The organism is Rheinheimera sp. (assembly GCF_030690345.1).
Lineage (GTDB): Bacteria > Pseudomonadota > Gammaproteobacteria > Enterobacterales > Alteromonadaceae > Alishewanella.
The window spans coordinates 273,155-293,755 of sequence record NZ_JAUYGV010000007.1 but is presented as its reverse complement, the minus strand read 5'-3'; the positions used below and the strand labels follow the sequence as shown (position 1 = coordinate 293,755).

The window sequence follows — 20,601 nt, the reverse complement described above, 5'->3', positions numbered from 1 at the left end:
TTACAGGGCCTCTATGCAGTCCAGTTCAAAAGCAGTAATTCGGCCGTCGCGGCCACTAACAGAAAACTCCTGCATGTCTCGCAGTTGGCGAACTGTGAAAGGCACGTTATTTACAATAAGCGGGGTACCCAGCGTTACCGGCCGCGCCAGCTGCGGGTAAATAGGCAGCGTTAACTGGCCTGATACGTTGCTGTTTACGTCGGCAGTTACCATGTAAACCTTGCTGTGGTTACCAAAGCGAACATAGTCACCGGCCAGCAGCTGGCCAGAAACCGGCCCGCTAAAACCCTGCATTGCCACACTGGTTACACCGGCAGCGGCAGCAGTTCTTACGGTTGGCGAACCACTGGCAACACCCTGTGGCTGGCTGTAAGCCGGGATTACCACTTCAAACGGTTCAAAGCGGCCATTAAGTGCGGTAATAAACGCCCAGACCTTGCGGCCATAGTCCGGATAAAGCGGCACACTTTTAAGCGTAAACTCCCAGCGCTGCGCCGGCACCCGCCGCACATGCTGGATCAGCGCTTTGCTTTCCGTAGCAATAGTGGGGCTGTTGCTTTTAAACGTCGCTTCCTGAATTTTGAACAGCGGGGTTAGTGTGGGCATAATTCCTCAAATTTCAGGCAATAAAAAACCCGCCGTAGCGGGTTTGGTTGTAAACATTTATTAGAGTTAGTTTCTAAGCTTTTCGATTTCTGCAGCACGTTCCTGCTCTGTCATTAAACAACTGAAGTTCCATATTTTCTCAAAAATCGGGGAGCTTTCGAATGTGACGGCTTTTTCGCTATTTGCAACATATTTAATAAAGCCTTCGTAACCACCGTATTTGTTTTTTGCGTTAACCTCTCCGCATGGACCTTTTTTATTGCGAAAGAGTGCACCGTTGGGATCGTTCAAGTGAGCCTTAACATAGCCTTCGGCTTTGTACTCTTGATATATACCAACAGCCCAATTAGGGACGCCAACAAAATACAAGTAAGACGAAAACATGATGCACAGCGCGATGATGGTTAATATAACTTTAATTGCAGATTTCATAAAACTTCCTTATTTTTCTACAATTAAACCACAACGCTATTTATCCGGCCAGCCTCATTCCCTGATCTTCAAAAGCCGAGGAAACCATACCTGCAATAATGCCACGGTTCTCCATAAGCATTTCAAGAAGGCTGTCGTTGTCCATGCCGGTGAAATTAAAGTTTAAGTTTGCTGGCTGGCCACCCTGCCCGCCACCCTGCAGCGCAGCACGTAAGTTTTCATTGCTGGTTACTTTACCCGTTCCGCTGCCGGTGCGCAGTAGCTCAGGCCCGCGTTCACCCACTAAGTACCAGCCGTTGGGGCCGACAGGGCCACCGTTGGCACGGGCGCCACTTAGTTGCGTGCCGGTAATCTGGCCTATTAATCCTGCAGTGGCTGAAATAGTGGCAGCAATGGCCGGTATGTTAGCAGGGAATGGTATGGCCGCAGCATTGGCGATGCCCTGCGCGATTGACACGGTAGATTGAGCAATGGCAAAAGCTTTACTGGCAGCAAACATGGCCTTGTACAGGCCACTTTGTTCGCCTTTGTGCTTTTTGGCCATGTCAGCCAGGCTGCCGAATAACTCCTGCCCCGAACCAAGCAGCATTTGAGCGTTTTGCATATTGAAATTAAGCTGTTCAAGCTGAGCCCGCTGCTTAATTTGAGACAGTAATGCCTCACCTTCTTCTGTAATGCCGCCCACATTTTCGTAATAATCACGAACAATCTGCTCTTGGCTGGCGTAGTACTCCTGCATTAATTCCTGATCAGTTTTGTACTGATCAGCAACATACTGCATTTGGGCCTGCTGAAAACTTACGATATTGTTTTGCCGGGTTATTGCGGCATCTACTTCAGCTTGTGCCCGCGCTTCATTATCAGCGCGATCTTTCTCTTTTTTTGCCTTTAGTGCTGCTGATTGCGCATCATATTCTGCCAACTCTTTGGCTTGGTATGCTGCCCGCAGTTGCGCTATGGTTTCATAGCCCAAGCGCTGCAAGTCTGCTTCTGATACCGTGAGTTTGCTTATTTGCTCCAGCCGTTTATCACTGGCTAATTTTAGCTTTTGCTCTTCACTGGCATACTGAGTGTCTAACTGGTATAGCGTGGCTTGCGAACTGCTAATGTCTCGCTTTAACTTTTCGTCTGCTGCTTTTTTGTCATTTTGAGCTTTTAAAGCGGCAGCATCCTGGCTACGTTTTATCTCGGCTTGTTCTGCTGCAGAGCGTGCAAGGCGCTGCGCTTCTTCTTCTGCAGTTAATATTGCCTGAATTTCGGCTCGGCGGTTTGCCAGGATAGCTATTTCAACGTTCAGATTATCAGCTTCAGTTCTGTCAAACACGAATGGAACCAAGCGGGGTAAATCCATGTAGTTGCGGCCAGCCATTCCCTCTTCAAGCTTTACCCTTAAATCCGAGATCTGTTTATCTATATCGCCCACTTCAAGCTGAAAGCCCTCAATGGTTTTATCATTTGGCGCGATGATTTCGTTGATTTTGGTTAATAAGCGGTCCAGCGCACTGGTGCCTGCAATTACCGGAGCGGTATTGCCAATGTTTTTAAGAAACTTCTCCCAGCTCTGGCCAAGTCCATCTGCTGCACCGGCCAATCCCTGCCCCTCACCAGCACCGGCGCCACCAACTGTGTCACGCAACTGCTGAAGAATAAGTTTCTGCGCACCGGCCACATCACCAGAATCAACCATAGTCTTAATGGTGGCCTTCATTGATTCATCAAAGGCGTCTGTTACTTCTTTTAACTCACCGATTGCATTGGCAGGGTCTGACAAAACCTTACCCAGCTTTTTGATGTTTTCCGGCAAACCATTGCCATAAATTGCTGAAATGTCTTGGGCCAACGCTATGGCTTCTTTAAACGTGTCTCCCTGTACTGCCTTAAACTGCATTAAAATGCCGGCTGCCTGGCGAACACCATCAACACTAGCCAGCGTGTTGCGAGCAACGCTGTCTGCCAGATCGGTTATTTCACGGCTGGTTAAGCCGGCGGCACTGTTGTTCGCTTTTAACTGAGCCTCGATACGGAACTGGCTCTGTTCAAACTGAGAAGCAACAGCAACACCCTTGGCATACAGCGCTGTTAAACCAGCTAAAGCACCACCGGCAGCCAGCGCTGCACCACCAGCTATACCTAAACTACTCGTTAAGTTTCCAAGACCACCAGTTAGCGCACCGAGCGGGCCAGGCGCCCTGCCAATGCCATCTGTGAACTTACCAAACTCCTGACGAAAGCGGCCCTGGCTGTCGTTAGCAGCTTTAACCGTTTTTTGGTAACCCGCTGTAGACTTGTTTACACGCGCCATTTCTTTTTGGAACTGGGCGCTTTCAAGCTCCATTTTGGCGACCAGATTGGCAATTACGTCCTTGCTCATCGGCTCAGTTCCTCTTTCATCATGGCTATTTCATCTTCAACAGTTATTTTCGGTGTGTCGTCAGGTTTTAAATTAAAGTATGCAGCCCACTCCGTAAGCTCAGCACTGGTTAGCTGCTGCTCAAGTTCACGAACGGTTTTGTGTAAATGAGTAGCGAGTAAAAACAGAAACTGACGATAGGGCTGCTTTTTTAGTTTTTTGCGGCTTCCTCATGCGCCTGACCAGACAACAAGTTAAGGCGGTCAGCAACAACGAACAGGCGATCAAGTGCTTTGGGGTTTTTACCGGCGAGCTGGTTAATTAAATCCTCGCGCAGCTGCCCTTCTGTGTCGGCCAGTGAGTAGGCAACAACTACGGGGCGGAACAACTGGCGAAATTTAACTTCGTTCGGCTTGCCTGTTTCCGGGTCGTAAAAACCCATAGTGGCAATGGCTGCTTCATACGCACCACGTGTTGCACCGGACATTTCAGACAGTACAATTTCAGCGCCGCCCCATTCAGGAACGGTTACTGTTTCAGTTTTTAAATCAATGTGAGCCAGTGCCGCTGCCAGCACTGACTTTTTCGATGTTTGAGCCATAAAATTATTGCCTTATGGAGTTACGGGATCAGTCCACGTTACCGGACCAGACACTTTGGTTTTTGTACTGAACTGCAAGGCCTGCTCGGACTCAGGGTTAAGCACACGAAAGCTAAGCAGTACTAAAGAAAAGGCTGCTGTAACCGCGTTGGGGTATTCAATTTCCACCTCAATGGTGGTGCCGGCTCTTGCCGCATCGCGAAACGTTTTTTGCGTAGCGTCCATTGCTTCATAGTTACAAACAATGTCTTTTTCGTCGCCGTCTTTCATACCAGCGATGTATTCTTTATCCAGTTTATCCAGTGGGGTTGTTTCCACCAGCGGGCGCTCTGCACCAGTATCACCAATTGAGCGAACACCTGGTAACAATATAAACTCAGCTGCCGGAGCAATTTTAATTTTAAACTTAGTACCTGCACCGATAACGGCCATGGCGGTTCTCCTTAGGGTTGGTAAATTATGCTTGCTTCAAACTCAACCACATTAGTTGGAGTGTCGAAGTCTTTGTCTTCACCTGCTGACGCAGTATTGATAAGTAGTATGTTTACTGTTTTACCGGCGTATATTTCGATATCGCCTTTGAAGCTTTCCAGTTGCTGGATGCAGTCATCAGCAAGGTTTTTGGCTGAAATGTAAGTACCGCCCCAGCACTCGTAGTTAATTGTTACTCTGGCCAGAGGCTCGAACGAACCATCCAGCATTCTTTCTCTTTTTGGTTCGCTGCTAATGTATACAATTGCGGGCAATGGGCCGTCTGTGTCGCGTTCTAACGGTGTTATGCGGCTGGACACCTGGTTTGTAATAACTGCACTACTGAGAAGAATTTGGCGAATGCCGGCTTCGATACTCATGTTGTTCTGCTCTTTTTAAATGCTTGCACTATTATTTGCTCGCGTAAGCGTTTTTTTAATGCGTCTATCGTTGCAGATACGCTTCGCTCGAAAGATTGCTCAAGGTAATTTCCGGCTCGGATACCCGGGTGGTTTCTGGCTGTGGCAAAACGGCCACCAAACTTCATGCGCTTTGGCTTGTAGCCACGCTTTGCACCTTTGCGTGTTTCGTAAACATTACTCTTAGTGGCTTTGGTTCCGCGCTCTATCAGCCGTATATACCAGGCCTTTTTATCAAATGACCCGACGTAAGCCACAGGAACACCGTTGCCAAGCACTTTAGACTTAACCTTTATGCTCCGCCTCGCGGTGCCTGTTTTACTCGGTAACGCTTGCCGCATAGCTTTTTGCGGCACCTTCACTGCATCATTAAGTGCTTTTTTTGCAGCATCGCGGGCGAACTTGCCACCCAATTGTTCAAGCGCTTTATTTAGCTCGTTTAAACCTGTAACCCTCATAGTGAATGCTCGGTTATCAGGTAAAGTTCGATGTTCAGCGCTCTGGGGTTTTCAACCTCTTTTATGTCGTAGTACTGGCCTTTGTGCATTACTGCCAGATCGGGAGTTAATTCAACACCAGGCATAAAACGACAGTGAAATGTAATTGCGCTTGGGTAGTCTTTGCCGCTGGCAATGCGCTTTTCGGCTTGCTTGGCGCTGAGAATTTCTGCCCAGAACGGGCGCACCAGTTCGTATGCTGCAACTTTTTGGCCGGATGCGTCGCGGTTGTCGCGTTTAACCAGGTGCAATTGGCAGCGGTGGCGCATTTTGCCTGCTTCAATAGCCATTGGGGTAAATCCGGTACGGGCCAAGGGCTTTGTCAAAAACGGGGTTATCATTCAGCGACAGCAAGCTGGTAACCCCGCGGTTTTCGTACATATCTGACACCAACATAAGGCCGGCGCGCTTAACAGATGGCGGCAGTACCAGTGCGGTTACTGTTGCATCTGGATCGGCGTCAATAGCAGCCTGATCCTCATACAGCTTGCGGTTAAGGTGCTGCTCCAGCATGTCGATGGCGGCCTCTTCCAACTCTAAAAGATAGGCTTCTACGTCTGCATCAACATCGGCATCATCTAACCGCAACTGGCGCTTTATGCTGGGTAAGGAAAGCATTATTCAGTGGCTTCCTGTTGTGGCTCAGGCGCGGCCTGTTCAGCTTCATAGGCACTTTGTGCTAATTCGGCATCGGCGGGTGACTTATAGCGAGCGTTGCCGGCGTTAACCAAGCGATATGCTGACATCGGTGCTAAATGCTGTTCTGAATTAACTGCCCAATCAATGCCGATACCGGCCATTGGAACTGTCATAACAACCGTACACTTTTGAGCTTTGTCAGTCGACTCAGAAACCGGTTCAGTTTTAGCCGGCTCGGTTTTGGCTTTTTGTTGTCTTGCCATCACATTTCTCCAGTGAGTAAATAGAAAAGGCCAGCGTTTATCTGGCCTGTTTCATACTTTGGTTAAGAGGCTGGGTGTGCCAGCTTGGCGATGGCGCTGGTATCTTCCAGTACCGTGTCGAAACGGTGGAAAGCCAGGAACGCGGTTTGATCAAACTCTGCGAAGCGCTCTACCAAACGCTTCAGTGTCATGTAGCGCACGCGGCGCAATACGAACTTGCTGAAGTCACCATAAAACGCTGACACACCACTGGCGCCGACATCAGCAATGGCCTGGTCGATAGTGTATTGATCACCGTCGATAGTTGACGGTGCGACGCCGGCAATTGATGGCATCCACAGTGGGCGGCCTTGCAGGTCTTTCAGTGACTTAAGCAGTAACAGCGTAGAGTCGTTAAACGCAAAACGCGCAGAGGTGCGATAAGCTGGGTCCACTTTATGCTTCAGGTTTAAGAAATCCTGCGCTGAGATGGCAGCTGCTGCCGCCGCCGCCTGTGAAAGCGTGGTTGATACAGCCAGACCTTTGTTTTGCTGTGGTGTGCCTGCGCCAGAGCCCTGAACAATAAGCTGCGCTTCTTTACGGCCGATACGGCTGGCAATGCGCAGCGCAAGGTACGCTTCCATGTTTACGCTGTTATCTTGTAGCAGCTCGTTTGGCACACGGATGATCTTGGAACTAAGCTTTTTAGCACCCAGATTACCCATGCTAAACGCAACATCACCTTCGCCAGCTTCTTCGCTTTCGCCTACCAAGTCGCCCAGGTCGTTAGTGCCGTCGGTAATTACCCATTCCATTGGGTTGCCTTTGTCTGTTTCCAGCAACTGACAGATATTGGCTATACCGCCGTAAGCCTTCATCTTGTCGACGATTAGGCCGCGGAAGTCAGTTGGGATGGTTTCACCGCCTTTACCCGGCTCAGTAGAAGACTGGGCACGGAACTCCTTCATAATGGAGCGTTCTTCCTGAGTTAAACCACCGAAACCATTGCGCAGGAAGCTATTGAACGCTGAGCGGTACTGCACTTCAGGCGTTGCTTTGTCGTCCTGATCGTTACTCGCTTTACCGCGCTGTTCTTCGTTGTTTTCGAAGTGGCGGCTTTCCATGTTTTGCAGCTGCTCTTCACGCTGGATCTGCTGATCTACATCGTCAAAGTTTGCTTTGTGCTGGTCCCACTCTGAGCGCTGCTCTGGTGACCAGGTTTTATCGCCAATTTTTTCATTCAGCTGACGCATAGACATGGCGATTGCATTACGCTTTTGCTGTAAATCGTGTAACTTTGGCATTTTCATGCTCCTTTAAAATAAAAAAACCCGCAAGCTGCGGGCTGGATAGTTTCACTTGCGGGTTAAACGTTCATAAGGGATAGCAGGCGATCTCGATAAGCGCGTTCATTAATTGCTTTTTGCAGATCAACCTGGTCAATAAACTGTTGCAGACTACGCTGGGCAGAACCCGCAGCCTGATATGCCGGAAAAGCAACGGGGCCAATGTCGAACAGGCGGCTAACGCGGTGAATTTTGCGGATAACAATGCCTTCATCATCGCGCAACCACTCGTCACCATCGCTGGCAACACGAAAACCAAATGAGCTTTCTTTGATATCGCCGCGGGCCATTGGCGCCAACACCAGATCACGGATGGTCTGTGTTTCTGGTGCGTCAATTTCGTAGCCCAAGCCATCAGTATTAATATTCAGCCGCAATGTGCCTGAGCTTGACCGGCCAAGAATAAAGTTATGGTCGTGGTTGAATGTGGCTCGAACGTCGTCATTTAGTACATCATCAAAGGCGCCGGGCATGATTATCTCCCGAAAGCCGCCTAAATTTTCAGAGCGTGAGTTAAATACGGCGCCGTTACCGACTATTTTAACCGGCTGGCCCTCTTCATTTTGTGCGCGAACCTCGCTGGCAAAGCTGCGCTTCTCATATTCACTCATCAGTTTCACCTTTGTTTGTTTTGCCAGTTTGTTGGGCTGCGTTTACAGAGATCAGATATTCGTCCAAACCTTGAACAGGATTCATGTCGTCCAGCATGCGGGCTTCGTTTCGGTTTAGGTAACCGGCATTAATGCCAGAGGCGACAATTTCAGCCTGCTCTTTCGGTGTGGCTCGCAGCAGGCCTTTCACGTTGAACTTAACGTAGTAACCGGCCTTACGCTCTTGGGCTGTAAATATCTTGCGGTTTAACTCCTGCTCCCACTTCATGATGTAGGGCATCATTGTGTAGCGCACAAAGTTAATTGAGCTTTCAGTAATGTTGCTGAAGCTGGCCTTTTCCAGATCGTTAATCATGTGCGCTGGCACATTGAATATGCCGGCGATTTCGCTTCTGGTCATTTTGCGGGTTTCAAGAAACTGCGCATCATTAGGGGCTATGGTTATTGCTTTGTAATCCAGATCAGCAGGTAAAAGCAGCGTTTTGTTAGTGTCCTGCTGAAGCTGTGCTTTTGATTTTTTCCAGAGATCCAACAAACTAGCAAAGGTTTTATCGTTAAGAGCACCTTTTGCAGACAAAATACCGGTTGGCCGACCGCCACCCTGAAAGAACTGCAGCCCGTAACCCTGAGCAGCAAGACCAAGGCCAATGGCTTCAGCATGCTGTGTTATTGGGCTCTTCCCCCAGCGCTGGTTAGAGCCAAATGCTTTTATATGAATGCAGTCGTAGTGGCTTACAGTTTGAATGCCTTCATCGGGGTGATTAAAGCCGTAGTAAAGCCGGCCGCTCAGGGTGTTTATTGAATTGCCGTAGGCTTTGGCCTGGACTATTTGCTGCAGCTCGCCTTTACGGTTACGCACTAACTTGCTCAGGCTATTACCCCAGCCAACAGCATGGGCCTGCGCGGTTTCGCGCCAGTCGTAGCTGCTCAGATAGTCGTTTGGTTCGTCGTGCAATAACCAGTAGGCCGGATGATCTGTGGCTTTTTCTACGGTGTCGCCTACTCTGCGCATTACATGCAGAGGTAGCTGGGCGAGATTACTACTCAGTACATAAATGCAGCTGTAAACTGCTGCCAAGCGCATGCCGGATTCTTCAGATACATGGCTGTAGTTCGTTAGGTAATCAGCCAATTCATCCATTGAAAGCGGGTTTGCCGGGTTCTCAAGCGGATCGCTGCGCTTTTCAGGTGCCTGTGATGACATCCCGAAAAGTTTTTTGATTGATTGCATCATAAAAGCAGGTCTTCCACATTCAGTTTTGAGAAATCCAAGCCGCCATCTTCGTTGGCCATTGCTCTTGAAATTGCCATTATCAGCGCTACTGCGCCGTCTATTTTGTTTACTGAGCCCCGCTTTTCTTTAACCGGGCGCATCATCTTTTCATCGGGTGTTACTTGCGCGACTACGTTACCGATACACCAGGTAAGTATCGGGTTGCCGTCATGGTGGAACCGGCCGCTTTGTATTGCGGCTTCCAGTTCTTTCATGGGTTCGCTCATGTGGGTGTAGTTCTGCGGTATGTTTACCGGCAGCAGGCCTTCGCCCTCAAGGTCGTGCGCAAGTGCTGTTGCACCGTGCGGATCCAGCGGCACTTCGCGCACGGGTGCTTCGCGGTGGAAGTTAAGTATTTCTTCCATCACATCTTTAAAATTAATCTCGGCACCGTCGGTAACGATGATGCTGCCTGTGTTCGCCCACTTCTGGTACCGCTGTGCCAGCTTCTGATCGTCGCTGCTGTAAACCGTGTCGTAAGGGATAAAGAACTTGCTGCCTATGCAGTAGTAATGCCGCTTGCCGCAGATATCGCGCCAGAACAGTGGCACCATGGCCGTTAAGTCCAGCTTGCTGGCCAGGTCGTTTGCAATAATGCATTCCTGCCCGGCGAAGCTGCCAATATCGAGCGTTCTATCCTCGCAGGCCTTCCATGATTCAAGGTTAAAGAATGCGGTTTTAGCGCTTACCCACACGTTAAGGTGCTTGGTTTTAAACGTGTTGGTAAACCGTGCGTTTTTAATGGCTCGCTGCTGCTGGCTTAGCAGGTAATCTTCGTGCACCGACACACCCATATTAGGGTTTGCCTTGCGCAGTACCGCAGGATCCGTCCAGTCGTCGTCGGCATCGATGGTAAATATGATGCCAAACAATTCATCGTCGGGTGTTATGCCCTCAAGCATTTCAATAACGCCGCGGCGTTTGTCGTAACACGGACCTTCGATGTTGGCGCCGGCTGTGGTGATTATCCACAGCAAGGGCTGAGCCCGGGCACCCATACCGGTAAGCATGGTGTCGTACAAGTCGCTGGTATCGTGCTCGTGATATTCATCGATGATTGCGCAGCTTGGGCTGGCACCGTCACCTGGCTTACCTATCACCGGCTCTAACCGGCCGGCATCAGCTGGCTTGCTGATAGTGCTGGCGTTAACCTCAATACCAAAATGCGCTAACAGGTCCGGCGTGCGGGAGCACATCAACTTAGCTGGCCTGAACACTTCCCAGGCTTGTTTCTCAGTGGTAGCACCTGAGTAAACTTCGGCGCCAAATTCGTTGTCGGCGGCAAAGGTGTAAACCGCAACGCCAGAACTGACTGCCGACTTGCCGTTTTTGCGTGGCACCTCGGTGTAAACTTCACGGTAACGCCTTTTGCCACCTTTCTTACGAACCCAGCCAAAGGCATTGGCAACAATGAAGCTTTGCCAGGGTTCCAGCTTTAGCTTTTCGCCACGGAATGCCCATTCGCCTTTGGTGTGCGGTAACTTTTCGATAAAGCGGCATGCCCTTTCGGCTTTGTCTTTATCGAAACGGTACTTAAAAACCTTCTTCGATTGCTGCTCAAGATCGACCAGGTAGCGTTCACAGGCTAAGCGAACATACTTACAGGCCGGTATGCGGCCGGCCAGAATGTCACGGGCATACTTACTTGCCCGGTTAACATGCGGGTACCGTTCAACCTTGGCCATTTAAAACTCTGAGAACTGGTTACCGGCTGGCTTTTTGGCTGCGCCTATTAGCCGGCTTCGGCTTGAAGGATCCAAACCAAGCAGCGAGCCGAACGTTACCATTTGCCGAAGGGATTCATTTGCCACGGTAACCGCCGGATTTTTTATTAACCCGCCCATTGCGCCTTCTACCGTTATACCGCGGCAATCAATTTCAGCTTGCGCCAGTCGCCAGTTTGAATAGCTGGTGCAGAAAGCTTCAACGTTGTGCAGGTCGGTTGCTGTAAGAACTTGCTCTCGGCACAGTTCATTACTAACCAGCCTGAACATTACCCGTGCATTTTCAGATAGCCACTCTGGTGCTTCTACCGAATGGATAACTGAAAAATCAGGTTCCTGATCATTAAGCCTACGTTTGCCAGGGTTACCAGCAGCACGTTTTCTGGCCGTCGGTTTTGGTTTACGCCCGCGGCCTGCAACGATTTGAGTACCTGACATACAACCTCAACCACCGCGCCGGGTTAAACTTTTAATTTCGCGGGTGTAAAAATCTGACTTAATGGGCGGTACAGAGCGGCAATGCCCCAGAGATTTAACCCGCCCCCCCTCTGCGCTCCGTGGCCGTCTTCGCATCGTGGCACGGTTTACAGAGCCCTTGCAGGTTGCCTCTGTCGTCGGTACCTCCTTGTGCTTTGGGCTTGATATGGTCAACGTGAGTGGCTCTGGTGTACACGCCGCCTTTGATGCAGATCTGGCAAAGATGGTCATCGCGGTCCAGAATTTCTGCACGTAAAATCTGCCAATTACTGCCATATCCGCGTTCATGCCTGTTGCCACGCTGGCGCTGCCAGGCAGACCAGTTAGTATCATCAGCTGGTTTGCAGGCTTCACAGTATCCTGAAGGGTCACGGGTCAAGGTGCGTGTGCATTTGCGGCATGGCTTGCTAGTGCGAGGCATCAGCGCTTACTCTGGCTCTCAATCAGCCGGTCCAGCTTATGGTTTATATCCCGCAAGTCCTGTTTTATCTCACCTCGCAGCTGTTCAATGCGCTTCTGCTCAGCGGCCTGCTGCTCTTTTAAGTGGATAATAGCCAGAGCGTTTTGCTCTACCCGCTTGTCCAGCGTCATAGCCCAACTGAATACCGACACAGCTATTACTACTGTGCTAACCAGGTGGCCAACACTAATAGTTTTATCGAGGTGCCAGCTTCGCTTATCCGGGCCCCACTGTGTTGGCACTTCAGGTTTCATTTGCTGATCCTGCATTAGCCTACCTTCTTAAACGAGCCTGCGATTGTCGGCGCAATCTTTTCAACTGAGCGGCCGACGACATAGCCGCCGATACCAAACTCAACTATGTCCCACAGCTTTATGTACTCAGCTTCACTCAGGTCAGGTGCTGCGAAGCCAAACCAACGGGCAACGATTAACCCCCCGAACACCAGCATAAGCAGCGGACGCCAGTTAGCAGCCAGCCAGTGAGAGCTTGCTGCTTCAGTTCGGATGATGCTGGCAGCTGCGCTTTCAATTTCTGACTGATGCTGCAGCAAGGTTTTCATTAGCTCGGATTCAGCTTTGGCCTTAGCTTCAGGGTCGGGAAATAAGTTGCCAACAACCTTGCTAAGCACTGGCGCAAGAATGGGGATTAGTGCATGCAGGGCCATGTTAGTAACTCCAAATAGTTGGACGGCTATCAGCGTTCGTTAGATCATCCAAGTGTATGAATCGTGATGCGCCTTTTTGATTAACGCCAATACCAGTAAAGCCGTGCTTAATTGCAAGCTCTATCAACTTCAACGCGTCAGCACCGCGCACAACTACATCACATGCGCGGCCTGAACTATGCACACCAGGCTTTGTTTTAATGGCTTCGATTGGATGGCTTGGCGAGCGATAGCCACTACTGATTTGCATCGGCTTACCGTAAGCAATACGCAATGTTTGCAGACGCTCCATGAATGCTGGTTGCATCTTGCATTCACCGGTATGTTTGCAAGCAAACTCTGACTCGGTGAAGTTCGGATAATAAGACCAGTCCATGAATTTACTCCAATAAAAAACCCCAGCTAAAGGCTGGGGTATATGTGCGCTGTTGATTAGGGTAACTTAAAACTCGCGCTAGCTTAGTGAAATATAGCGACTTATAACCACAGTGTCTGCGTCAATAATGACGCTCCATGAAAATAAAGCTGAAATTATTTCTTAAATATCCAATTTGAGAACTAGTGGGTTTACTTAAGTGGTAACGCATTTTTGCAAGTTACTTCAAGGCATTAATTGGATAGGGTGATTACTCAATCTAACCCCGCTCAGGAAAGCCTTATGCCATCTTCTTTATATCTTCTATAATCAATGTTATTACCATATGCGCTTTCCGATATTTCGATAGCATCAACACAATAACTCCCATTATTTATAAAACCAAACATTTCATCTATTAATAACTGCTCCAACAATCCATATTTCTCCACAACATCTTTAAGGTGATACTTACCTTCACAATGAATTTTCATCAATATGCAAAATGCAAACCCTTCATCTAGGCATGATTTAAGCAGATCAACGTATGTATGAAACACCTCTGGAAATAACTGGCTTTCTAAATATGTGAACAATGATAAATATAAGTCAATGAAGTCAAAGTCCTCTAGACTAAAGCTATGAACCGAATCGACCATATTTCGGGGGTGAACTATCACACCTTTTATCTGCGATTGATTCGAGCTCAAACCAAGCTCCAGCTTCAATTTGAAGTCACTTAGTTCAAGAATACTACTTGACATTGCTTTTTTACTGCTACCTGACAAATATTCGACATAGTCTCTGAATTTAAATTTGATAATGCGATTTTCAAACATCCTATCTCTATTGGTACTGTTTCCATTTATTATAAAATCATACGCCAAAACACCGAATTCACGAACTTCTACTTGAGTAAACTTCCGCTCAACAGTATCAAACAACTTAAAAAGAGTATTTTCAAATGATTGTCTTTCAAGCGTCCTCAACTGAGCACTCAGAGCTGTGCCAGACTTCTCACTGGCATCAGCAGACCTAGCCAACTCTTCCCTTGTCATTGCTAATTCTTTTGACTGCAATCGAATTGTGTATAAAAGTGCAATAAATGAAGAAAAACCTAAAATCGGATTAAGAACACCCCCTATGTAATCTCCCATTGCACCCCAAGTGCCTGTGTCTCGAACTATAGGTATTTCTCTAAAGCTTAAAATATAAACGCCAAAAACAGTTAACACCGCTGAAAACACAACCTGAAAGAAGCGATAAGTAATTCGCAGTTCGCTTAAGTGACTTTCTCTGTGCTGTGCCAGATACACAGACTGCATACTGCCATCTTGGATGTGTGAAGGTATAGAGACCGGCTTCCTGCCTATCTCAGCGTCGTAATTCGAGGCTGCGCGCTTAATTAAAAAATGGTAACCGACCTGAACAAGCAGAAAACTTACGATAAAAACACCAGCAATGTAACTTATAAGGTGTAAAAACTCCACGTCAAATCCTTTTATGAAAATCCTTACAAGGAGAACAACTTAGCACTAAATAATTGGAATATTCAAGCTTCAGCAACTAGTAAAACACTCTGATAGCACATTGGTTTCAGCATGCAATAATGCTATTTTTTCAGATGAGCTTAAAAGCTTCTGCCTAACATAGCGTTTGTTGATTACAGACTGCTGCGGCACGGGCAAGTTGGTAATTGCACGATCAATTCTGGCAATGTACCATGGAACATGAATATTGTCGGCCTGATGATTGAATAGATGCTTATCTGAGCTCGCCCATATACCTGTCTGTAAAACCTCACAGCATCTAGCCGTTACGGACTTGCTCGCATAGCCTTGCAAAGCTTTTTTTTCAGCCCAAAAGCGACCCCACATTTTCAGCTCTTTACGAAGATCATGAATATTCATAGCGCAGGTGTCTCCTTGGCAATTGACAACGCGTCTAACAACTCAACCTTAAAAGCACACTTACATATTTGCAGAGTAATGCTAAATCGAGGTTCTGTACTTTTCCTTTCCCAGCGCTGATAAGTGCGGCGGTCAATATTCGACAATAAGCACACTTCATCTTGCGTCAATCCGATCTTCAATCGAACACTTCGCAATATATGCCCACCATGCATCCAACTTAGCTCTTGCTGCATTAACAAACCCCAAACAACGCAATTAACGCCGCATCCCGGCAATCTTCATTACTGCGTGCAGTCCAGCCCGTCAGTTTATTAAAGTACTCAGCATCCTTTTTGCAGCGCTTTTTGTGCAGGCCAACTAATGGTCGACAGGGCTGAACGTTAAAACCGGCGGCAGTCAACACTTCCAGTATCAGCGTGGCAACCGCCTTAACCTGGCCAACGTTCTGGCTAATTTTATTGCTTACAGCCTGCCGGTTAACAGCCGCCGGCCGATGCCGCTGGAATGTAGGAGCAATCGTATTCGGGTCTTCCAGCTTAATCAGGATCCTGCCATCAACTTTCATAGCCTGCAGCTGCATGTATTCCGCCAGCTGGGAAAACTTAACCCGCTGCATTTCAACAATGCGCTTATCCGGCGTTGTAACTGCAACACCGCTGGCAATCAGGTCTGGATCAATGCCGATAATTAACACAAAAAACCCCTTTTAAAATGTTCAGATGGTTTAGTTACACATTCTCTTGCTGAAAGTGCCAATTTCACGTTAAGCCGCATTTTTACTGGCGCTACAGCGCAGCTTGCTATTCATCAATGCCTGCATAGTGCCTACATCAAAACCAGCGAAAAGCAGGTCGTGGTACTGTTGCAGCGCAGCCAGTTTTACCTCATAGGCATCAGCTTTTATGTATGCCTGGTCTTGTCCTTTCTGCCGGTGGTTAAGCAAACGTTCTGATACCCAATAGTCCATCCCCATTTCTGCCCACGTAGAACGGGCCACTTTGCGCAGGTCATGCGAGCGGTACTTGCCGTTTACTGAAGTGCGAAATAGTTTCTGTGCCTGGTCTTTAGTGAGTGGCCGGCGTTTTACTGTGATCAGGTGTTCACACTCAGAGCTGTCAATAACTGCCTGTAGCACTGCAGTGGCCCAAGTTGTCAACGGCAGGTTGTTGTCATGTCCTGTTTTGGTTATGTGTGCCGGTATTGCCAATAAGCCGCGGTCAAAGCGAACCATGCTACGGGCCAATTGCCTTGCTTCGCCTATTCGCAGCGCAAACATCAGCATAAGCAGTTGCAGCACCAAAGCCGCAGGCTCATAAGCAAGCACAGCGTTAAGCACCTGAATTCTGTCAGAGGTAAGCAGCTTGCTTTCACGCGCCATAATGCGCCGCTGTATGTAATCAACAAACTTCATGCCGGCCAGTGGGTCAATGCTGATAAGGTCCAGCTCATACGCTGTTGCAAACGCTCGTTTTAATACACCGAAGTAGTTGCGAATAGTGCCGGGCATCAGGCCATCACTTTGCAGCGGCAGCATCAGCTTTTCATCAATCACCGCTTTGGTCACCATGGCAATACGTACTGTGCCTAAACGGCGTTGCAGGTGTTTATCAATTACGTTGACCACACCATTGCGGCGGCTCTGGCTTTTAAGTGTCTCCTGCTCTACCCGCTTTTTGTACCATTGCAGCAACTGCCCAACCGTTACGAACTGGCTGCTTTGCACTTCAGCACCGGTACCAAGCTTTTTCACCAGATCCGGCACCATAGCCTGTACATCCTTGGTTTTCAGTAACGGCCAGTAGCCCAATCGGTGCCGCTGCTTTTGCCGCTGTTGGTACCTCACGTAATACCAGGTCCCTTTATCACGGCTTTTATGAAAGCGCAGCACCAACTCTGACCGGTAATCACGCAGCTCACCCACTGCCTCATCAGCAGCGTGGCGGTTTATAGCAGCTTCAGACATCACCAGTGCTATGCTTTGCATGCTTACCTCAGCGTAATAGTACGTGCGGCCACCTTCTGCACGTTTTCTAAGTGGTCAGCAATTAGGATCAGTTCATTGCCAGCCAGCTCAGCAGGGCGGAACTGGCTTTGTGGGTCGGCCGGTGCTTGCTTTAGCGTTACCCCAGCAGCAAGCCGCAAGTGGTTAATAGCTTCGTTAATATGAAACTGGGCTTCGTTGTTATGCGGCATTGGTTTTACCTTCTTTTTGTTGTGATATCGCATCGTTAAGCGCTTTGCGATGCAGTTCGCGCTGGGCTGGCTGCATTTGGTTCAACCTTTTTGTAATTTCCAGCCTGGTCATTTGTTTGTTTGGCTTTAAGTGCAGCCAGTAGTGCGCCAGCGTTTTTGCCGCTTCGTAGTCCTGTTCCTCGCGGCTGCGGTTGCACAGGTTGTAATCAACTTTTACCGGCGCGTTCTGTAATCCGGCCACTTGCATTCCACCAAATAATTACTCGGTACCAAGCGGCTAACAATTCGCTCGCCCAGGTGAGCCATTAATTCTTCAGCCGGCAGGTTGCTCAGCAAAATAGTGCCTTTACCCTGCGTAACCCGCTTATCAATTACGGTATTGATGATCTTGCCGTCATAGTCCTGCGTGCTGCCCAGCTCTATTTCATCCAACACCAGCAAATCAACGCCGGCAAAGCTGCCGATCACCTTATCTTCGGTTAACGGGCTGTCGTGCCGGCGGGCGGCGCGAACCTTCATTTGCAACTCAAGCGCTGTGGCCACTACCGCGCTTTTGCCACTGGCAATCAGAGCATTACAAATGGCGCTGGCCATATGGTTTTTACCGGTGCCGGTAGTGCCGCAAAACATCATGTTGCGCTTAGCCAATATCTGGCCAAACTCAGCCAGATAACGGCGGCACTTATCAACCGCGGCTTGCTGGCCGTCATGGCAAATTAGGTAGTTGTCCAGCGTGGCGGTAAGGTAAATATCCTGCACGCCGCTGCGGTCCATTAGCTTGCGTATAAAGCGCTCATTGCGTTCACGCGCTATTTGCGCCTGCTGGCCGTGGAATGCCGCACGCTCTTCGCGCTGCTTAAATTCGTTGTAATGTTGTGGGTCAAACGCCTTGCGCGGCGCCAGCTGGTCTACTTTGTCCAGAATGCTTTTCGGTAGTGCTGCCAGTGTGTTTTTAAGCATCAGTTGATCCCCCCATGTTCACGCGCCAGCTGCGCCATATCGGCGGCAGTCATTGGTTGGCCATTAGCGCCCAGGCTAATGCCGGTTTGCGAGTTATTCAGGCCGCTGCGTTGGCCGTGATATATCGCTGCCAGCCTGCCCCACTGCTTGCGCAGTGCAGCCGGGCTTTGAATATTCTGGCGCCAGAATTCGTCCTTGTGCGCCAGCCGCCATAGCTTCAAAATGTGTTCAGGTTGGCGCCTGTCTTGCTGTCGCATAACGCGGATATCGTTAGCCCAGGCGGTAATGTTGGGCGGCCGGTAGTGCTCACCCAATGTTGCCTGCAGGCTTGTCAGCATGGCGTTAACCGTATCAACGTCTTGCTGCTCGCCCCACTGCTTGCCGTTTTCAACCACAGCACCAATGCGCTTGGGTTTGTCGTCTGCCGAAGGCGGCGACGGGAGATCTTTAGAAGTTGTATTTAGTAGGTTGTTTTTAGAGTTGTCTTTAGTGCTGGAACTACAGTTCCGTTTATCCGGAACCATAGTTCCGTCTTGTGGTAACCGTTGTTCCGTCTCAATGGAACCGTTGTTCCGCCTTAAATTGGAACCGTTGTTCCGGCTTTGCTTACCTTTAGCACTTTGTTTTTCACTTTTACCGGTGGTAATTACCCACTCGCTGATCACCTTATTAATGCCCACAATCTTCATCAGGCCGGTTTTTTCCAGCGTTATCATATTGCGGCCGTGCAGTTCCGCCAGGCAAAGGCGAACGCCCTTTTCCGACACGCCGGTTAGCTCTGCCAGGTAAGTGTTGGTAATGCGGTTGGTTTTTTGGTTGTAGCCATAAGTAATACGAACTATGGCATTTAACACCTGAAACTGGGCGCCGGTTAAGTCGGCCTTACACAGTTGATCCTGAATGGCATTAGCCGTTCTGGTATACCCATCATCAGTATCGGCTATCACCTGCGGCCCCCTGTTGCGAACAGCGTTAAAATCAACTAAATTAGCGGCTGTCATGGCTTACCTATATTAAGTTAATGACCGGCCCGCTCTGAACCAGCGGGCTTTTTATTGCCTGTTGCAAAATTGTTATTGCAACAAGCTAAAAGCTGTACTACTTTGAAAATGACATTCGTCCTTAAAATGTCTGTTGTACTGCCCCGGCCTTATCAACCGGGGCTTTTAATTAACTCTGCGGCGGCCAGCACGCTACCACTGGCTACCCCGTCGGGTGTGCGCTTAATCGCCTGAGGTCACTCCCCCATCCGGCCAGCTTCATGCCTGCCAACGCACCTTAACCGGTACGACACGCTTGCGCGCTTATCACACTGCCTGGCTACAGGCTTCACCGCATTAGGCTGGTAACTGGATAAATTACCAGGCTAAAGCAGTTAAGCTGCTGGCCTTTGTTGCATCCCCCAGAACCCCAGAGGCAAAGGCCAGCCCGTTCTTTCACGGCGTCAAGACAAAACAACAACCTATGTTGCTAATTTGGCGGTTAACCCCGCCACGGGCCCTACGATTTACCAATAACCACCGAAGGGTGGCGTGGCAAATCTCTTACCTGACCTTTAATTACCGTTTTAAGCGCCAGCGCTTCGGTAATGGTGTTCATCAGCCGTGTTTTAATTGTTTCAAACTCTGAAGGGTCAATAACGCCATCAGAACGGGCCGCACGCACTTCACCCAGTGCGGCGCCAAGTTCCTCACTAACCCGCATCAGCTGATCGCTTAGCTCTTCATCGCATGCAACAGCATCAGGCAGACGCACAAATACACCACCACGTTGGTGACACCAAGCTTCTAAAATGGCATCGTTATTAGCTTTCTCAGTTAATAAAATGGCATCGCGCAGGTACAAATGGTTGCTGTCGTTATCAGGGTTCAACTTGTTGTACATCGCGCCACGGCTTTGGTAAGTGTCGTCGGCAAACTTTTCTACACCGTAGCTATGGCCAACCTGATGGGCAGCGATAAGCGGGCATGAATAAGCCCCGGTTTTTAATGTGTGCTTAGCCATGAATTGGATATCCTTTGCTTAAGTTAATTTTGTTACATGAAAGGAATTCAGATGCAGAGTGTTTACCACCAGTCGCGTCAGCAAGCTTTGTGGCGTAATTGGTTTCACCGGTGTAATCAGTTCTTGGCAAGCGTCCATGAGAAATCCACTTGTAAACCGCTCTCACGCTTACATTGCAAATTCTTGCTGCACCAGCAACTTTGCCTGGCACGTTATCAAGCAATACAGAAAGAGCTATTTCAGATGCCACATGTTCATGTTCTTGCATTGGTAATATCTAAAACCTTAAATGTACTTTTGGTACATATTAAGTATGAACTGACTTTTCCGCAAGTGAATTGCACAATGAATTATCAGTTCA

General features: G+C 48.9%; 30 protein-coding genes. All 30 read right to left on the bottom strand.

Features of this window, described 5'->3' with window-relative positions; genetic code table 11:
* The 30 genes from Q8O77_RS12130 to Q8O77_RS11990 all read right to left on the bottom strand — a co-directional run bounded on the left by Q8O77_RS12130 (position 1) and on the right by Q8O77_RS11990 (position 20,508).
* Complete coding sequence (locus Q8O77_RS12130) at positions 1 to 606, bottom strand: hypothetical protein (RefSeq protein WP_305553299.1); 606 nt, start codon at positions 604 to 606, stop codon at positions 1 to 3.
* Positions 607 to 672: 66 nt separating this feature from the next.
* Positions 673 to 1,038, bottom strand: coding sequence for a hypothetical protein (locus tag Q8O77_RS12125; protein WP_305553296.1), 366 nt, complete (start codon positions 1,036 to 1,038; stop codon positions 673 to 675).
* Between the two features lie 40 nt (positions 1,039 to 1,078).
* Positions 1,079 to 3,409, bottom strand: coding sequence for a phage tail length tape measure family protein (locus Q8O77_RS12120; RefSeq protein WP_305553293.1), 2,331 nt, complete (start codon positions 3,407 to 3,409; stop codon positions 1,079 to 1,081).
* A 190-nt stretch (positions 3,410 to 3,599) separates the two neighbouring features.
* Positions 3,600 to 3,989 carry a hypothetical protein gene (locus Q8O77_RS12115; RefSeq protein ID WP_305553290.1) on the bottom strand — a complete coding sequence of 130 codons (390 nt, stop codon included), beginning with the start codon at positions 3,987 to 3,989 and terminating at the stop codon, positions 3,600 to 3,602.
* A 12-nt stretch (positions 3,990 to 4,001) separates the two neighbouring features.
* Entirely contained in the window at positions 4,002 to 4,421 is a 420-nt protein-coding gene (locus Q8O77_RS12110) for a phage tail tube protein (protein WP_305553287.1), read from the bottom strand.
* Between the two features lie 11 nt (positions 4,422 to 4,432).
* A complete protein-coding gene (locus Q8O77_RS12105) occupies positions 4,433 to 4,840 on the bottom strand; it encodes a hypothetical protein (RefSeq protein ID WP_305553284.1) in 408 nt (135 codons plus the stop codon).
* Positions 4,837 to 5,337, bottom strand: coding sequence for an HK97-gp10 family putative phage morphogenesis protein (locus Q8O77_RS12100; protein ID WP_305553281.1), 501 nt, complete (start codon positions 5,335 to 5,337; stop codon positions 4,837 to 4,839). The genes Q8O77_RS12105 and Q8O77_RS12100 overlap by 4 nt, the downstream gene beginning before the upstream one ends.
* Positions 5,334 to 5,666: a head-tail adaptor protein gene (locus Q8O77_RS12095; RefSeq protein WP_305553278.1), complete on the bottom strand. Its 333-nt coding sequence runs from the start codon at positions 5,664 to 5,666 to the stop codon at positions 5,334 to 5,336. Before Q8O77_RS12095 ends, Q8O77_RS12100 begins: the two co-directional genes overlap by 4 nt.
* A complete protein-coding gene (locus Q8O77_RS12090; RefSeq protein ID WP_305553275.1) occupies positions 5,656 to 5,994 on the bottom strand; it encodes a head-tail connector protein in 339 nt (112 codons plus the stop codon). Before Q8O77_RS12090 ends, Q8O77_RS12095 begins: the two co-directional genes overlap by 11 nt.
* Positions 5,994 to 6,278 (bottom strand): hypothetical protein, encoded by a 285-nt coding sequence (locus Q8O77_RS12085; protein WP_305553272.1) that lies wholly within the window; start codon positions 6,276 to 6,278, stop codon positions 5,994 to 5,996. The genes Q8O77_RS12090 and Q8O77_RS12085 overlap by 1 nt, the downstream gene beginning before the upstream one ends.
* A gap of 62 nt (positions 6,279 to 6,340) precedes the next feature.
* Positions 6,341 to 7,561 carry a phage major capsid protein gene (locus Q8O77_RS12080; protein ID WP_305553269.1) on the bottom strand — a complete coding sequence of 407 codons (1,221 nt, stop codon included), beginning with the start codon at positions 7,559 to 7,561 and terminating at the stop codon, positions 6,341 to 6,343.
* Positions 7,562 to 7,623: 62 nt separating this feature from the next.
* On the bottom strand, positions 7,624 to 8,214 hold the full coding sequence (locus Q8O77_RS12075; RefSeq protein ID WP_305553266.1) for an HK97 family phage prohead protease: 591 nt from the start codon (positions 8,212 to 8,214) through the stop codon (positions 7,624 to 7,626).
* Complete coding sequence (locus Q8O77_RS12070; protein ID WP_305554843.1) at positions 8,207 to 9,355, bottom strand: phage portal protein; 1,149 nt, start codon at positions 9,353 to 9,355, stop codon at positions 8,207 to 8,209. The genes Q8O77_RS12075 and Q8O77_RS12070 overlap by 8 nt, the downstream gene beginning before the upstream one ends.
* An 89-nt stretch (positions 9,356 to 9,444) precedes the next feature.
* Positions 9,445 to 11,172 (bottom strand): terminase large subunit, encoded by a 1,728-nt coding sequence (locus tag Q8O77_RS12065; RefSeq protein WP_305553263.1) that lies wholly within the window; start codon positions 11,170 to 11,172, stop codon positions 9,445 to 9,447.
* Entirely contained in the window at positions 11,173 to 11,649 is a 477-nt protein-coding gene (locus Q8O77_RS12060; RefSeq protein WP_305553260.1) for a phage terminase small subunit P27 family, read from the bottom strand.
* A gap of 94 nt (positions 11,650 to 11,743) precedes the next feature.
* On the bottom strand, positions 11,744 to 12,109 hold the full coding sequence (locus Q8O77_RS12055) for an HNH endonuclease (RefSeq protein ID WP_305553257.1): 366 nt from the start codon (positions 12,107 to 12,109) through the stop codon (positions 11,744 to 11,746).
* Positions 12,109 to 12,402, bottom strand: coding sequence for a hypothetical protein (locus tag Q8O77_RS12050; RefSeq protein WP_305553254.1), 294 nt, complete (start codon positions 12,400 to 12,402; stop codon positions 12,109 to 12,111). Before Q8O77_RS12050 ends, Q8O77_RS12055 begins: the two co-directional genes overlap by 1 nt.
* A 14-nt stretch (positions 12,403 to 12,416) precedes the next feature.
* On the bottom strand, positions 12,417 to 12,815 hold the full coding sequence (locus Q8O77_RS12045; protein WP_305553251.1) for a 3TM-type holin: 399 nt from the start codon (positions 12,813 to 12,815) through the stop codon (positions 12,417 to 12,419).
* Position 12,816: 1 nt separating this feature from the next.
* A complete protein-coding gene (locus Q8O77_RS12040; RefSeq protein ID WP_305553248.1) occupies positions 12,817 to 13,191 on the bottom strand; it encodes a D-Ala-D-Ala carboxypeptidase family metallohydrolase in 375 nt (124 codons plus the stop codon).
* A 269-nt stretch (positions 13,192 to 13,460) separates the two neighbouring features.
* A complete protein-coding gene (locus Q8O77_RS12035) occupies positions 13,461 to 14,660 on the bottom strand; it encodes a hypothetical protein (protein WP_305553246.1) in 1,200 nt (399 codons plus the stop codon).
* 69 nt (positions 14,661 to 14,729) lie between these two features.
* Entirely contained in the window at positions 14,730 to 15,080 is a 351-nt protein-coding gene (locus Q8O77_RS12030; protein WP_305553244.1) for a hypothetical protein, read from the bottom strand.
* The gene (locus Q8O77_RS20090; RefSeq protein WP_371133491.1) at positions 15,077 to 15,295 is read right to left on the bottom strand and encodes a helix-turn-helix domain-containing protein; all 219 of its coding nucleotides are present in this window, start codon (positions 15,293 to 15,295) and stop codon (positions 15,077 to 15,079) included. Before Q8O77_RS20090 ends, Q8O77_RS12030 begins: the two co-directional genes overlap by 4 nt.
* Positions 15,296 to 15,315: 20 nt before the next feature.
* A complete protein-coding gene (locus tag Q8O77_RS12025) occupies positions 15,316 to 15,777 on the bottom strand; it encodes a hypothetical protein (RefSeq protein ID WP_305553242.1) in 462 nt (153 codons plus the stop codon).
* A gap of 69 nt (positions 15,778 to 15,846) precedes the next feature.
* Positions 15,847 to 17,067: a tyrosine-type recombinase/integrase gene (locus tag Q8O77_RS12020; RefSeq protein WP_305553239.1), complete on the bottom strand. Its 1,221-nt coding sequence runs from the start codon at positions 17,065 to 17,067 to the stop codon at positions 15,847 to 15,849.
* A gap of 2 nt (positions 17,068 to 17,069) precedes the next feature.
* Positions 17,070 to 17,276 carry a hypothetical protein gene (locus tag Q8O77_RS12015; RefSeq protein WP_305553236.1) on the bottom strand — a complete coding sequence of 69 codons (207 nt, stop codon included), beginning with the start codon at positions 17,274 to 17,276 and terminating at the stop codon, positions 17,070 to 17,072.
* The gene (locus tag Q8O77_RS12010; RefSeq protein ID WP_305553233.1) at positions 17,266 to 17,517 is read right to left on the bottom strand and encodes a hypothetical protein; all 252 of its coding nucleotides are present in this window, start codon (positions 17,515 to 17,517) and stop codon (positions 17,266 to 17,268) included. The genes Q8O77_RS12015 and Q8O77_RS12010 overlap by 11 nt, the downstream gene beginning before the upstream one ends.
* Positions 17,490 to 18,236: an ATP-binding protein gene (locus Q8O77_RS12005; RefSeq protein ID WP_305553230.1), complete on the bottom strand. Its 747-nt coding sequence runs from the start codon at positions 18,234 to 18,236 to the stop codon at positions 17,490 to 17,492. Before Q8O77_RS12005 ends, Q8O77_RS12010 begins: the two co-directional genes overlap by 28 nt.
* Positions 18,236 to 19,183 carry a replication protein gene (locus Q8O77_RS12000; protein WP_305553227.1) on the bottom strand — a complete coding sequence of 316 codons (948 nt, stop codon included), beginning with the start codon at positions 19,181 to 19,183 and terminating at the stop codon, positions 18,236 to 18,238. The genes Q8O77_RS12005 and Q8O77_RS12000 overlap by 1 nt, the downstream gene beginning before the upstream one ends.
* Before the next feature lie 553 nt (positions 19,184 to 19,736).
* Positions 19,737 to 20,240, bottom strand: a complete 504-nt coding sequence (locus tag Q8O77_RS11995) for a phage regulatory CII family protein (protein ID WP_305553224.1) — start codon at positions 20,238 to 20,240, stop codon at positions 19,737 to 19,739.
* Positions 20,233 to 20,508, bottom strand: a complete 276-nt coding sequence (locus Q8O77_RS11990; protein WP_305553221.1) for a hypothetical protein — start codon at positions 20,506 to 20,508, stop codon at positions 20,233 to 20,235. Before Q8O77_RS11990 ends, Q8O77_RS11995 begins: the two co-directional genes overlap by 8 nt.
* Between the last annotated feature and the right edge of the window lie 93 nt (positions 20,509 to 20,601).